At 64.0% G+C, this 13,305-nt stretch carries 14 protein-coding genes; 7 read left to right on the top strand and 7 right to left on the bottom strand.

Going from position 1 to position 13,305, the window contains the following annotated elements; genetic code table 11:
• Position 1 precedes the first annotated feature (1 nt).
• Positions 2-1,123 (top strand): magnesium/cobalt transporter CorA, encoded by a 1,122-nt coding sequence (gene corA, locus VOI35_RS00975; protein WP_407276043.1) that lies wholly within the window; start codon positions 2-4, stop codon positions 1,121-1,123.
• Positions 1,124-1,137: 14 nt separating this feature from the next.
• Here the strand turns inward: corA and VOI35_RS00970 are convergent, their stop codons facing one another.
• Both VOI35_RS00970 and VOI35_RS00965 read right to left on the bottom strand, forming a co-directional pair.
• Positions 1,138-2,646, bottom strand: coding sequence for a glycosyltransferase family 39 protein (locus VOI35_RS00970; RefSeq protein ID WP_407276042.1), 1,509 nt, complete (start codon positions 2,644-2,646; stop codon positions 1,138-1,140).
• A gap of 131 nt (positions 2,647-2,777) precedes the next feature.
• Positions 2,778-3,107 carry a hypothetical protein gene (locus tag VOI35_RS00965; protein ID WP_407276041.1) on the bottom strand — a complete coding sequence of 110 codons (330 nt, stop codon included), beginning with the start codon at positions 3,105-3,107 and terminating at the stop codon, positions 2,778-2,780.
• A 227-nt stretch (positions 3,108-3,334) separates the two neighbouring features.
• Here VOI35_RS00965 and VOI35_RS00960 point away from each other — a divergent pair, with 227 nt between their 5' ends.
• Positions 3,335-4,519, top strand: coding sequence for a glycosyltransferase family 4 protein (locus VOI35_RS00960; RefSeq protein WP_407276040.1), 1,185 nt, complete (start codon positions 3,335-3,337; stop codon positions 4,517-4,519).
• Positions 4,516-5,082 (top strand): phosphatase PAP2 family protein, encoded by a 567-nt coding sequence (locus tag VOI35_RS00955; RefSeq protein WP_407276039.1) that lies wholly within the window; start codon positions 4,516-4,518, stop codon positions 5,080-5,082. The genes VOI35_RS00960 and VOI35_RS00955 overlap by 4 nt, the downstream gene beginning before the upstream one ends.
• 61 nt (positions 5,083-5,143) lie before the next feature.
• On the opposite strand, the gene VOI35_RS00950 is transcribed toward VOI35_RS00955, so the two are convergent.
• Genes VOI35_RS00950 through VOI35_RS00930 form a run of 5 tightly spaced genes read right to left on the bottom strand, consistent with a single transcriptional unit; the run spans position 5,144 to position 9,284 of the window.
• Positions 5,144-5,824, bottom strand: coding sequence for a polysaccharide deacetylase family protein (locus VOI35_RS00950; protein ID WP_407276038.1), 681 nt, complete (start codon positions 5,822-5,824; stop codon positions 5,144-5,146).
• A complete protein-coding gene (fabG, locus tag VOI35_RS00945) occupies positions 5,821-6,543 on the bottom strand; it encodes a 3-oxoacyl-ACP reductase FabG (RefSeq protein ID WP_407276037.1) in 723 nt (240 codons plus the stop codon). Before fabG ends, VOI35_RS00950 begins: the two co-directional genes overlap by 4 nt.
• Positions 6,540-7,364 carry a beta-ketoacyl synthase chain length factor gene (locus tag VOI35_RS00940; RefSeq protein WP_407276036.1) on the bottom strand — a complete coding sequence of 275 codons (825 nt, stop codon included), beginning with the start codon at positions 7,362-7,364 and terminating at the stop codon, positions 6,540-6,542. Before VOI35_RS00940 ends, fabG begins: the two co-directional genes overlap by 4 nt.
• Entirely contained in the window at positions 7,352-8,563 is a 1,212-nt protein-coding gene (locus tag VOI35_RS00935; protein ID WP_407276035.1) for a beta-ketoacyl-[acyl-carrier-protein] synthase family protein, read from the bottom strand. The genes VOI35_RS00940 and VOI35_RS00935 overlap by 13 nt, the downstream gene beginning before the upstream one ends.
• Positions 8,564-8,588: 25 nt before the next feature.
• On the bottom strand, positions 8,589-9,284 hold the full coding sequence (locus VOI35_RS00930) for a phosphatase PAP2 family protein (protein ID WP_407276034.1): 696 nt from the start codon (positions 9,282-9,284) through the stop codon (positions 8,589-8,591).
• A 152-nt stretch (positions 9,285-9,436) separates the two neighbouring features.
• On the opposite strand from VOI35_RS00930, the gene VOI35_RS00925 reads away from it, so the two are divergent.
• The 4 genes from VOI35_RS00925 to VOI35_RS00910 are packed head-to-tail and all read left to right on the top strand — an operon-like array spanning position 9,437 to position 13,294.
• Positions 9,437-10,786: an NAD(P)/FAD-dependent oxidoreductase gene (locus tag VOI35_RS00925; protein ID WP_407276033.1), complete on the top strand. Its 1,350-nt coding sequence runs from the start codon at positions 9,437-9,439 to the stop codon at positions 10,784-10,786.
• Complete coding sequence (locus VOI35_RS00920) at positions 10,783-11,775, top strand: hypothetical protein (RefSeq protein ID WP_407276032.1); 993 nt, start codon at positions 10,783-10,785, stop codon at positions 11,773-11,775. The genes VOI35_RS00925 and VOI35_RS00920 overlap by 4 nt, the downstream gene beginning before the upstream one ends.
• A complete protein-coding gene (locus tag VOI35_RS00915) occupies positions 11,772-12,539 on the top strand; it encodes a lysophospholipid acyltransferase family protein (protein WP_407276031.1) in 768 nt (255 codons plus the stop codon). Before VOI35_RS00920 ends, VOI35_RS00915 begins: the two co-directional genes overlap by 4 nt.
• Positions 12,536-13,294 (top strand): glycosyltransferase family 2 protein, encoded by a 759-nt coding sequence (locus VOI35_RS00910; RefSeq protein ID WP_407276030.1) that lies wholly within the window; start codon positions 12,536-12,538, stop codon positions 13,292-13,294. Before VOI35_RS00915 ends, VOI35_RS00910 begins: the two co-directional genes overlap by 4 nt.
• Positions 13,295-13,305: the final 11 nt, after the last annotated feature.

Here is a 13,305-nt window from a genome sequence, read left to right as displayed (position 1 = left end):
CATGCCGACCGCCATGCTCGACCGCCTCGGACGCACCCCCGGCATCCTGCTGGATGACCTCACGCCCACCACCATCCACCTGCGATTGTGCGCGGGCACCGGGGGCACCCTCAGCGAACAGCCGAATCCCACGCTGGAAGCCGCCGCCCTGCTGGCCAACCAGACCGATCTGCGTTCGTGGCTGCATGTGCAGGGGCGGCCCAGCCGGGTCTTTCTGGAGGAGCTGGGGCAGCGCTTCGGCCTGCATCCGCTGCTGCTCGAAGACATTCAGTCGCGCGACCAGCGGCCGAAAATCGACGAATACCCCGATCATCTGTTCGTGATTCTGCCGGTACCGCGCTGGGTAGACGGGGAATTACACCAATCCGAACTGCATCTGATCCTCGGGAAAAACCAGGTCATCAGCCTGCACGATGCCGAGGAGGACATCACCCCCCCGTTGCTCGCCCGGTTCGCCCACGCGAGCCCGCGCCTGCAACAATACGGCGCGGAGTATGTGTTCTACGCCCTGATGGATTTGGTCATTGATCAGCTTTATCCGCTGCTCGCCCGCTTTGGCGAGACGGTCGATGCCCTCGAAGAACAGCTCGTCACGCATCCCGGCCAGAATGCGCTGGCCGAAATCCAAACCGCCAAACGCGCCCTGAATACCCTGCGCCGGCAGCTTTGGCCGACCCGCGAAGTCGTCTCGCACCTGTTACGCGGTGCCGCGAATGACCCCTTGCTCTCGGTCGATCTCAAACCCTTTTTGAATGATCTGTACGATCACACCGTCGCCGTCATGGATCTGCTGGAAAGCTACCGTGACACAGTCAGCGGCTTGATCGACATTCACCTCTCCAGCGTGAGCAATCGCCTGAACGAAATCATGCGCACCCTGACCGTGATCTCGACCGTCTTCATTCCGCTGACCTTCATCACCGGCATCTACGGCATGAACTTCGGTAACAACACCGAAAGCCCCTTTGCCATGCCGGAACTCAAACTCTATTACGGTTACCCCATCGTCCTGACGGTCATGGCGGGAATTGCCCTCGCCATGATCAGCTGGTTCCATCGCAAAGGCTGGATTTTCAATCGCCGCAAAAGCGCAGTGAAAAAACGCAAACCCGGCGGGCAATGACCCCGCCCTCGGCCTTAGGGCGTGATGAGCCCGGACGATGCCGGTGGAATCACCGCCCAACTGACGGTCAACGCCCCTTTCGTCCCCCCGGGCCAGGCAAATACCTGCGTCCCGCTGGCGGTGTTGTTCCCCAACGCCCGCAGCGCCGGGGGCTCCTGCGCTGGCTGCCCCTGCCAGACCAGCAAGGCCCCGTCACGCGCCAGATCAGCCGGATTGAGCCAGGAAGAAATCACCCAATCGCCATCGATCAGCAAGCGCGGCACGGCGGGGGAATCCACCGCAATCAGCCCGGCCAGCCAGTAATCCCCGGCAATCAACCGCAGCGGCCGATCCGGCACTTGAGCCTGCCAGATTGCATTGAATTCTGCGGTCATGGCCTGTTGCGGCCATTGGGTTTTTGCCGGTTTTTTCGTCATCGAAGGCAAGAGCGCAGCATTTGCCCAGCCGCCCAGCGCCAGAACCGCAATCCACACACCAACCACCCGACAGAGCCGCTGCCAGGCTGGAGGGTCGAGCGGCAGCAAAAAGGCCGCCAGAAAAATCCCCACGAGGTTCAGCATCGGCGTCCCCCACATGTCTTTGAGCCCTGCCCCCAGCAGCAGCGCGCCAAACTCGGTCAGCAGCACCGGCCCCAAGGCCATCACCCAAAGAAAACGCCGATCCCAGCGAGGCCCAGTCGTCTCACGGATCATCTGCGGCACGCGCTGCCAATAACGCCGTTGTAACAATCCAGCGCCGAGCAGCAGCAACCCCACCGGCAACACATCAATCGTCTGTACGAGCACAAACCGCAGGGGTTCGAGACTCCACAGCCAGCCCGTCCAGGTGCTCTGCGCGGATCGATCGAAGGCATAACGCAGGGGGAGAAACTCGTGCTGAAACAGCCAGAGCAGATTGGGCAGAAATACCCCGAAGCCAACCAACACGCCAAACCACAACGCCGGGGAACGCCACTTCGCACGGTGCGCCGGTTCAAACAACAGATAAAGGAAAAACACGGCGATCAAAATGATCGTCGAATATTTACTCAGCAACCCGAGTCCCAGCGCCAGCCCCGTCAACGCCCAATCGGCATAACGCGAAGAATCAAGGGCACGCCAGAAGAAATACATCGCCGCCGCCCAAAAAGGCATTTGCGCAATGTTGTTATTCCATTCCGGAGTTGGCCAAATGAAATAGTAAATGCCGAGGGTGAGCAAAATGCCGACGGCGGCACGCTCGCGGCCAAGGAGCCCCCGCCCAAGCAGATACACAAACCCCAGCGTCACCAGGATCGCGCACTGGCTGAGCAGATAAAGCCCGAAATCCCCGAACGCAGTAAAAAACAACTGCGCCAACCAGGCGGGCAAAAAGGGGTGTTTGTAATAGCCCCATTGCCATGTCCGCCCCCAATTGACCTGTTCGACCGCATCCATCGGCAGGCTATGGTTCGTCAGCCAGGGCAGCAACACCCAGATCAGTGCATTGAGCCCCAGGAGCCCCATGACCCAGACAGCCGGGCGACTCGCTTTAACGGAAAACAAGAACCCCGTCCTTCGATCACGCAGATCAATCAATCCATCGGCCAATCGAGCACCCTCTCATTTCATTCGTACAGAACCCGAAGACAACCCATGCCTGCCCTGCCGGCCTGAGTTGGTGGAGACGCCTGCGCTCAGTCATCGTCATCATGATGATGCCGTTCTTCATCCCGGTGTCGTGACCAGCGACGCTCATCGCCGTGATCATCCCGGTGATCATCCCGATAGTAGCCCCAGCGATCATCCCCACGGGGATAGCGTCTATCCTCCCGATCATCGGGCGGGTAGTCCCCGCCGCGATAAATCACGACGGGCGGCGGCGGCAAGACCGCCATGGGCGCGCCCAGAAAAATCCCGAGCCCGATCCCTGCCGAATCGTCATGATCCGCACGCGCCAGGGAACTCATCCCCGCGAACAGCATGACGCCCAAAAGCACCCTCATTACGCGTTGCGCGTTGTTCATGGCCTAGGGGTCTCCCCGGTTGTATGCTCAAGTAGCGGGGTTCTGCGCGAACCCCCTTTGTCCGACGCAATGTACTCGCCCGCAGAACAGCGCATCATTACGGGAAGATTAATTTTGCGTCGCCTGCCGACTGAAACAGTCACAGATTGTTCAAACCCGCGTCATGCCGCTGTCATTGCCCCGACCTATGGTGAATTGCCGAAATTCACCACACAGCCGGGCAAATTATGTTGATCAGCCTTGTGACCGAAACCTACGCGCCCGATATCAACGGGGTGGCCACCACCCTCGCCCAGCTGCATGGCGCGCTGGTCGCGGCGGGACATCAGGTCGAGGTGATTTGTCCGCGCGGTCGCAGCCCCCGAGAGAATCTCCGTGCCCTGGAAGTGCCGGGCGTGCCGCTGCCGTTCTACCCGGAAGTACGCCTGGGGCTGCCGGTTCGGCGGCGCCTGCGTCAACGCTGGCAGAGCATGCGCCCGGATCTCGTGCATATCGCCACCGAAGGCCCGCTGGGTTTTGCCGCGCTGCGGGAGGCCGAGCGTTTGGGACTGCCCGTCACCTCCTCACTGCATACCAATTTCCATACCTACACCCGCGATTACCGGGTGGGCTGGCTGAGCCAGCCGGTCATGCGCTATCTGCGCTGGTTCCACAACCGCACCGCACTCACCTTCATCCCGACGGCGCAACAATCCGCCGAACTGAGCGCGCTGGATTTCGCCCGCCTAGTCGTGCTGGGGCGCGGGGTGGATACCCAACTGTTCTCACCCACCCGGCGCGATGAATCGCTGCGCCGCCAGTGGCAAGGCTCGACCGCACCGGACAACCCGCCGATCGCGCTGCATGTCGGCCGCTTGGCGCCAGAGAAAAATCTCGATCTGCTGATCGAGAGCTTTGCCGCCCTTCGGCGAGAACAACCAACGCTGACCGCCGTGGTCGTCGGCGACGGGCCGGAACGAAACCGGCTGGCAAAAGCCTTGCCCTGGGCGCACTTCGTCGGCATGCAGCGCGGGGAAGCCCTTGCCCGCCATTACGCCAGCGCCGATCTGTTCATTTTCCCAAGCGTGAGCGAAACCTTTGGCAATGTCGTGCTCGAAGCGATGGCCAGTGGGCTCCCCGTGGTGAGTTTCGATTACGCCGCCGGCAACCAACTCATTCGCCACGGGGAGAACGGCTATCTGATTCCCCTGCAGGATCAGGCAGCGTTCATCGCCACCGCCTGCGAAGCTGCACGCAGCCGTTCACCTGCCATGGGGCAACGGGCACGCGACACCGCGCTGCAACATGATTGGGGGCACATCACCCAAGCATTCGAGCACCATTTGCAACGGGTCGCCACGGCGGCTTTAATAGAAATAAATGAAACTTATCGGCCATCCGCCGTATCCGATGGTCAAGGAGGTCATCCATGAGCCACTTCATGCAACAACTGCGCGATTCCAGCCTGTTGAACCGCTATCTCGACTGGGAAGCGCTGGTGATGTACCGCCTGAACCAGGCCAACACCATTCGGGGGATGCGGGGATTCTTCGCCCTCGCCAGTCGGCTGGGGGATGGCTTGGGCTGGTATGTGCTGACCGCGTTGATCGTGCTCTTCTATGGTCAACCCGCTTGGCAGCCGATGGGGGTCATGCTGCTCTCCGGCGCCGTCGGCGTCGCGCTGTACAGCGCCATCAAACACGGCACGGCACGGCCTCGACCGCATCAGGCGCACCAAGGACTCGTGCTGAGCGTCGCGCCGCTGGACAAATATAGCTTTCCCTCAGGACACACCCTGCATGCGGTCAATTTCGGCCTCCAGATCATCGCCTTCGCGCCGCAACTGGGCTGGATCGTCGTGCCATTCAGCCTCGCCATCGCCTTGTCGCGGATGGTTCTGGGGCTGCATTACCTCTCGGATGTGCTGATCGGCGCGCTGATCGGCCTGATCCTCGCGGCGGGCAGCCTGTGGCTCGTCGGCGCGTGGATAGGCTGATTTGGCGAGTGAGCGAATAAATAAAATCAAATAGTTATTTCGTTTTTCGACTGAGGAATGCCTAACCAATTCTCGGCGCGAAATGCCAGAACGGATGGCCGCGCACGGCGATCGCATCGAGCAGATCGCCGAGCCGATCGACCGTCCCCGGCAGAATATCGTGCAGAATCAACATGATCGGATCTCCCCCCGGCTGGGCGGCCAAGCGTTCGAAGGTCTGAATCCAATCCGCCAGCCGACGGCGCGGCGCGGCATCCCCCAGCGTATCGCCCCCCACCCAGTGATACCCGGCCTGCGCGACGGCCGCCCGCATTGCTGGCGTGTCGATCAAGTACGGCGCACGGAACCAGCGGGGGGCGGTCGGCGACCAGCCAGCAGCGGTAGCGACCGCCGTCCAGCCGTCGATTTCCGCCCGCACCGCCGCCACCGAACGAAACCGCGGCCAGCGCCCCCAGAGATGATGCAGGCTGTGATTGCCAATCTCATGCCCCCGCTCGATCACCTGTTGCACCAACGCGGGAAAACGCCGCATGCTGCCCTTGTGAATCCACAGCTCATAAGGCGCGTAATACCGCCGCGCGGGCCAGAAATTCGGCGGGGCATCCCCCACCATGAAAAACCCGGCACGCAACGGCTGACCGTCTTCGCCCCGGTACGCGGCCAGGGTATCCAACACCCGATCCGTCAATCCGGGCAGCGGGCCATCATCGAAACTCAGCATCACCGGGCGCGGCGCGCTCATGCCATGCCGCCGTTGATGCCCAGGACTTGTCCGGTGAGGTAGCTCGCCCGATCCGAAGCCAAGAACGCGACCAGTTCTGCCACTTCCTCCGGACGCCCCGCACGCCCCAGCGGCACCAGGGCGCGGATTTGCTCCGGAGTGAACGCCGAATCACTCATGGCCGATTCAATGATCCCCGGCGCCACGGCATTCACCAGCACCCCGCGCGAGGCGCATTCGAGCGCCAAGGCTTTGGTGGCGCCGATCAAGCCCGCTTTGGCCGCCGCATAGTTGACCTGCCCCCGGTTGCCCATTTGTCCGGCGATCGAGCTGATATTGATGATCCGTCCCCAGCGCGTGCGGATCATGGGCAGCAGCAAGGGCTGCGTCACCCGATAAAACCCGTTGAGCGAGACATCCAGCACCCGCTGCCAGCGCTCGGCACTCATGCCCGCCAGCGGCGCATCGTCGTGCAGGCCGGCGTTGTTCACCAGCACCTGAATGGCCGGCTCGGCCGCTACCAACGACGCGAGGGCGGCCGCCGTCGCCTCGGCATCGCACAGGTCGAAACAGACGGCCTCCGCCGCGCCACCGTGGGCCTGAATCTCGGCCACCACCGCCTCGGCGGCGGCGCGTTGCCGGTTGGCATGCACGAAAACGAACAATCCATCAGCGGCGAGCCGACGACAAATCGCCGCTCCAATGGCACCGCTGCCTCCCGTGACCAGCGCACGCTTCATGCCTTCGCCTCCGATTCGACCGTAAGCGCCAGCATCCCGGTGCCGTCGGCCAGTTGCACGGTGTCCCCGACGCCCGTCTGTTTCAGGCGGGCCAGCGCCGCCAGCAGGGGCAACCCGCGCGCAGCCGGCACGCCGAGACGCAAGTGTTCCAGCGAGGGATCGACCATGCCAGTAGCCTCGCCCGCGGGCAGGCGACGCAGCGTCAGCCGCGCCAGCGCCGGAGACGCCCCAGTCGGCAGAAGCAGCAGACCAAAACCAAAGGGCGCACAGACCGGTTCCACCGCGGCAAGTGGCGGCGGGAATGGGACATCGTGCACCACCAGCAGCACCGGCAGCTGTTCCGCCACGACCTGGGTCATCGCCTCACGCAATCCCGCCGCGACCGTGTCGTGATAAAGCGCCACGGCGGTTGCGGGCATTCGGCCGCCGGTGTGAATCGTCCAGTAGCCCGACGGGGCGTTATGCACCGAGTTATGAAACCGCATCGGGGAAATCGCCCGTTCCTCTGTCGCCAGACTCGCACAAATCTCGGTCAAAACCTGCGTATCGCCCGTGCTGCTGGCAAAGACCAAGGCCAGGGTCACGGGATCGATGGGCAGGCCGTGCAAGGTTTGCTCGGCCACCATCACGGCCAGGCGCACCGCCTGCCCCGCCCGACGCCGTTCCGTGGGCGGCAACATCGAGGCCGTCAGTGGCGGCAGGTGTTCGCCCCATTGCGCGGGTTCCACCAGCGCGCGCGCGCCGGTCAACACGGGCTGCGCCGTCGGCCAATCGACCAGCCCGGGGCCGATGAGTCCCGCCCCGGCAATCACACACTGCATGGCATCCGCCCCAGAATCAGGCTGGCATTATTGCCGCCAAAGCCAAACGAATTACTGAGCACCCGCTCGATGGGCGCGTGGCGCGGCGCAGTCACGATGGCGCTGTGAAAGCCCGGATCGACCTGCGTGGTGTGCAGGCTTTGCGGGATCAATCCGAGCTCGATGCACAGCAGACTGATGATCGCTTCGGTCATCCCGGCTGCGCCCAGGGTGTGCCCGGTCCAGCCCTTGGTCGAACTACAGGGCACCTCGGTGCCAAACACGGCGGTGACGGCCTGATCTTCGGCGCTGTCATTGATGCGCGAGGCTGTGCCATGCAGATTGATATAGTCAATCGCCGAAGCAGGCAACCCGGCGCGCGCCAGCGCCCGCTGCATCGCCAGCGCCGCCCCTTCCCCGGCGGGATGCGGGGTGGACATGTGGTAAGCATCCACACTCTCGCCATACCCCAGCAAGGCAAACGCGGCCTCCGGCGCATCGGCCGGGCGCTGCAACAGGGCGAACCCCGCCGCTTCGCCGATGTTGATGCCATCACGCGCGGCATCGGCCGGTCGGCAGGCGCCGGGCGCGACCAATTCCAACGAGGCAAAGCCATACAGCGTCGTCAGGCAGAGGCTATCCACTCCGCCGACCAGCACCGCATCGCATTGATCGGTCGCGAGCCAACGGGCGGCACTGGCGAAGACCTTGGCACTGGACGAGCAGGCCGTCGAGATCGCCAGAACCGGCCCTTCGAGCGCGAAGTACGCCCGCACGAACTCGGCCGCAGAAGAAATCTCGTGGGTTTGCCGATAATGCAAAGGCTCTGGCAAAGCGCCGGTCTCAGGATTCCGCTGCCGGAACGCGAGCTCCGTGTGCAGAATGCCGGAGGTACTCGTCCCGATGATCACCCCCACGCGCGCCGCACCCCAGCGCGCCCGCGCCGCCTCAACGGCTGCCTCAAAACCATCCTGCGCCAGTGCGAGCGCGGCCAGCCGGTTATTGCGGCAATCGAACGCCGCCAGATCACCCGTGATCGGCAAGGCCTCAAGCCCCGCCACCCGACCAATCCAGGTCGGCAGGGCCACATCCAGAAAATCGCAGGGCGCCAACCCCGTCTGCCCGACCAACAGTGCCGCGCGCGTGGCCGCGCAACCGGCGCCGAGCGCGTTGACCAGGGTATAGGCGGAAATCGCCAGCGGCAGTAAGGTCAGGCTCATTTTCTCATCCGAATCATCGACCGAGTCATTGTACCGGCTGCCCGGATTCCCAACGCCACAACCCGCGCAAAGAAAGCCAGGCCGCCACGCCCCCGAGCGCCAGACCGGCCAGCGCATCCAGAAAAACATGCTGGCGCGTGGTCAGCGTGGAAATCACGATCGCCGCACACCAGAGCCCATTGAACACCCGCCAGCGGGCAGAAAACCCCATCTCGCGCAGCAGAGCCTGAAGCCAGATCCCCGAAAACACCGCCGTCGCCACATGCAGCGACGGACAGGCATTCCCTGTTCCATCCACCGCCTTGAGTGCCGAGAACCCTGGGTAGCGCGCCCAATCGATCGAAGGCGTCGGCACAGCCGTCGGCCACAGCCAGAAAATCAGTAAGCCCAGCAGACACACGCCCCCGATCGACACCCCATAACCCCAGAGTGCCGCGCGCGACCACAACAAGGCCGGCGGCAGCGAGACATAAAACCACAGGGAAAAATACACCAGCAAACTGCCGGGAATAAACGGCAACCAATGATCGACCGGCGTGAGCAGCATGATCGTCACCGGGTGCACCGGGTGGTGCAACAACTGCAAGTACAGCACAAAAAACCCAGTCATCAGCAGCGTGGTGCCCAGCGCCTTGGTCGGCATGTGCCGCCGCAAGCGCCGCGCCACCGCCCGCCAACCGACGGGCGGCGCCTGATCCCTCTTAATCCTGCTTTCGATCAAGGCCCACTCCCTATCACCTGAACGACCGGATGCCGTCGCGCGCAGTGCTATCATGCCAGCCTGCCGCATACGGCACAGCCTGGTTCCCCTGCGAAGGAGACCCGGGCGCGATTATCCCCCATCCTGACCCACGCGCCGCAAGGAGAGCCGCCATGACCCTCGCAGATGCCCCGGCCGCCCCCTTGGCCGATCCCACGGCCAGAACCACCGACTGCGATGTCCTGGTGATCGGCGGCGGGCCGGCGGGAGCCACCATTGCCCCCTTGCTGGCCGAACGCGGTCACCGGGTCGTGATTCTGGAAAAAGCGCACCACCCACGCTTTCATATCGGGGAATCCCTGTTACCCGCCAACCTGCCCCTGTTCGAACGGCTGGGCGTAGCCGATGCCGTGCGCGAAATCGGCATGGAAAAATGGGCCGCAGAATTTGTCTCCCCCTGGCACGAGGGCAAGCAAACCTTTGAATTCAAAGATGCCTGGGATAAATCCCTGCCGATGGCCTATCAAGTGCCGCGGGCGGCGTTCGATGAAATTCTGATCCGCAATGCCGCAGCGCAGGGCGCCCGCGTGCACGAGGGCTGGCAGGCGACCGAAGTCGCCTTCGATGACACTGGCGCCCGCGTGACCGCGCAGAGCGACACCGGAGAAATCGCAGATTGGCGGGCGCGCTTCGTGGTCGATGCCTCCGGGCGTGACACCCTGCTCGCCAATCAACTGGGGCTCAAAGTCCGCAATCCCCGGCACAACAGCGCCGCCGTGTTCGGGCATTTTCGCGGGGCCGAACGCCATCCGGGGCAAGCGGAAGGCAATATCACCATTTTCTGGTTCGATCACGGCTGGTTCTGGTTCATCCCGTTGAAAGAGGGCATCACCAGCGTCGGCATGGTGACCTGGCCGTATCACCTGAAAACCCGGCGCGGGCGGCCACTCGAGGAATTCCTGCGCGAAAACATCGCGCGCTGCCCGGCGCTGGCCGAACGGATGACCCACGCCGAATTCGTTCAACCCGCCGAAGCCACCGGCAACTATTCGTACAGCGCCAAGGCAACTCACGGCAACCGTTATATTCTGCTCGGCGACGCTTTTGCCTTTATCGATCCGGTGTTTTCCTCCGGCGTGCTGCTGGCAATGCAAAGCGCGGTATTTGGCGCGGAGGCCGTGGATACCGCGCTCAAACACCCCGAACGAACCGCGCAGGCCATGGCCGAATTTGACCGCCAGATGCGGAAAGGACCACGCGAATTTTCCTGGTTCATTTACCGCGTCACCCATCCCACGATGCGGGATCTGTTCATGGCACCGCGCAATATCTTCCGCGTCAAAGAAGCGCTGCTCTCGCTGCTGGCGGGCGACATCTATGGCCGCACGCCGATCTGGGGTGCCTTGCGTCTCCTCAAAGGCATCTATTATCTTTCCGCGCTGCGCCACGCCCGCCGTTCGCTGCGTGCCTGGCGCCAGCGCCGCCGCATCATCCGCCCTATGGCCGAATCCGACACCCCATGAGCCGTCCGCCGTTTTCCACCACCGCCGAGGCCAATGCCTGCCCCGATGCGCTCGGGCAAATCTGGTTCGGCGCGTTACCCCAACCGGCCACCCCGCTGCCCCGGCTCTGCGTGCATGCGCCGCTGCTGCGGGCAGCCGAAGGCGCGGGGCTGGGCGAATGCTGGGCACCGGGCGGCGGCGCCACCCAGACGGGCACCCAGCAGAACATTCATTACCGCCACAACGACACCGCGCTGTTCGGCGTGCTGGAACTCAAGGAAACCGACCCCGCCGCGCTGGCTACCCAGAGTGACGCACTCTATCGCCAGATTTTTGCGCTCATGGCCGCCACCGGCTTTCCGCATCTGTGGCGCACCTGGAATTACCTGCCGGACATCCATGCCGAACCGGGCGGGCTGGAGCGTTACCGGCAGTTCAACTTGGGTCGGCAAGCCGCCTTCGACGCCGAATCCCGCGCAGCCGCACAACATGCGCCCGCCGCTTGCGCGCTCGGGGTGAGCCCGGACGCAGGCGTTATCCAGATCGCCTTTCTGGCCGGACGCCGCGCCCCGATCCGGCTGGAAAATCCCCGGCAGACCAGCGCCTACCATTATCCCCGGGAATACGGCCCGCAAAGTCCGACCTTCTCCCGCGCCACTTTGGTTCCGTTGCCCGACGCGGATCTGCTGCTGATCTCCGGCACGGCCAGCATCGTCGGCCATCAAAGCCGCCACCCAGGCTCCGTGCGGGCGCAGACCCGGGAAACGCTGGCCAATCTCTCCGCCCTGCTGGGCGAAGCCAATGCCCATCGACCCGAGGGGTTCGGCTTCCGGCTCAGCCAGTTGGCCTACCGTATCTATGTGCGCCATCCAGCCGATACCGATGCCGTGGCGCGCGAGCTGGCGGTGTGTCTCGGCACGGGCTTGAATCTCAGCTTTGTCCAGGCCGATGTTTGCCGGCAGGAGTTGCTGGTCGAAATGGAAGCCACCGGCGTGCTGCCCCGACCATGATCCGCGCCAAGCTCTGGTCACTGTATGAAGGGCTGGCCATGGGGCTGGGGCTGGGATTCCTCGGCCTGCTCTGCCTGGGCTGGCTGCCCGCCGCACTGCTGCTTTCCCTGTTGCCGCCCGCCCCTCAGCGCCAACGCCGCGCACGCACCGTCATTGGCGCGGCCTTCCGGCTTTATCTGCGTTTTTTGACCGCCACCTGCGCCACCCGCATCGACCTCACCGCACTGCGCGCGCTGCAAGATGCCAGCCCCCGCGTCCTCATCGCCAATCACCCTTCGCTGATCGATGTCATCCTCATCGTCAGCCAGTTGCCGAACACCGTGTGCATCATGAAAGCCAGCCTGCGTCACAATCCGCTGCTCGGCCCCGCCGCCCGACTGGCGGGTTACATCCGCAATGACGGTCCGCTCGAACTGGTGCTCAAAGCGCGCACGGCACTGGCCGAAGGGGCGCATGTGCTGATTTTCCCGGAAGGCGGACGCACCCGGAACTTCCCCCTCGATCCTTTCGGCCCGGCCGCCGCACTCATTGCCCAACGCGCGGGCGTACCCTTGCAACCCTGCGTCATCTGGCTTGATCCGCCCTACCTCGGCAAACGCTGGCCGCTCTGGCGCAAACCATCCCTCCCTTGGCAGGGTCGGGTAGAACCCCTCGACGCGCTCCCGCCGCCAACGGATTTGCGGGCGGCCAGCCAACGCCTGGAAGCGCAGTTGCGCGCCGCGCTCGACACACAATTTCCGCCCCTGCAGTACCCCAGCCCATGACCACGACCTGCCGCGCCCTGGTACTCATCCCCTGCTACAACCCCGGCCAGAAAGTGCTCGACACCGTGCGGGCGGCGCGGGATGTATGGTCGCCCGTCTGGGTGGTCGTCGATGGCAGCACCGATGACAGCACGGCGGCCTTGCAGGCACTCGCGGCCACCGATCCCGGGTTACGCCTGCTCATCCTGCCCCATAATCAGGGCAAGGGCGCGGCGGTATTGCACGGCCTGGACGCGGCGGCGGCTCAGGGGTTCACCCATGCCCTCACCCTCGATGCCGACGGCCAGCACCCCGCAAGCCGGATTCCCGCCTTCATGCAGGCCGCGCAGCAGCATCCCGAGGCGATGATTCTCGGCCAGCCGGTGTTCGATGCCCGCGCACCCAAACTTCGGGTCTACGGGCGGGAAATCTCCAACACCTGGGTCAAGCTGGAAACCCTGTGGATCGGCATTGCGGATTCGTTGTTTGGCATGCGGGTCTATCCCATCGCGCCGCTGCGGCAGATCATGCACCGCAGCCGCTTCATGCGCCGGTTCGATTTTGATCCAGAAGCCGTCGTGCGGCTCGCTTGGGCGGGGGTTCGCCCCATCAACCTGCCGACGCCGGTGCGCTATTTCCGAGCCGAAGACGGCGGCGTGTCACACTTTCGCTACGGGCGCGACAACCTGTTGCTGACCGGTATGCACATCCGGCTGGTGGCTGGTTTTCTCTGGCGGCTGCCGATCCTCCTCGCCCGCCGGCTGCGCCGACGCTGAATCTTGTTACA

Source organism: Halothiobacillus sp. DCM-1, from assembly GCF_045689735.1.
In the GTDB taxonomy this organism is placed as follows: domain Bacteria; phylum Pseudomonadota; class Gammaproteobacteria; order Halothiobacillales; family Halothiobacillaceae; genus Halothiobacillus.
This window is presented reverse-complemented; position numbering and strand designations above follow the sequence as displayed.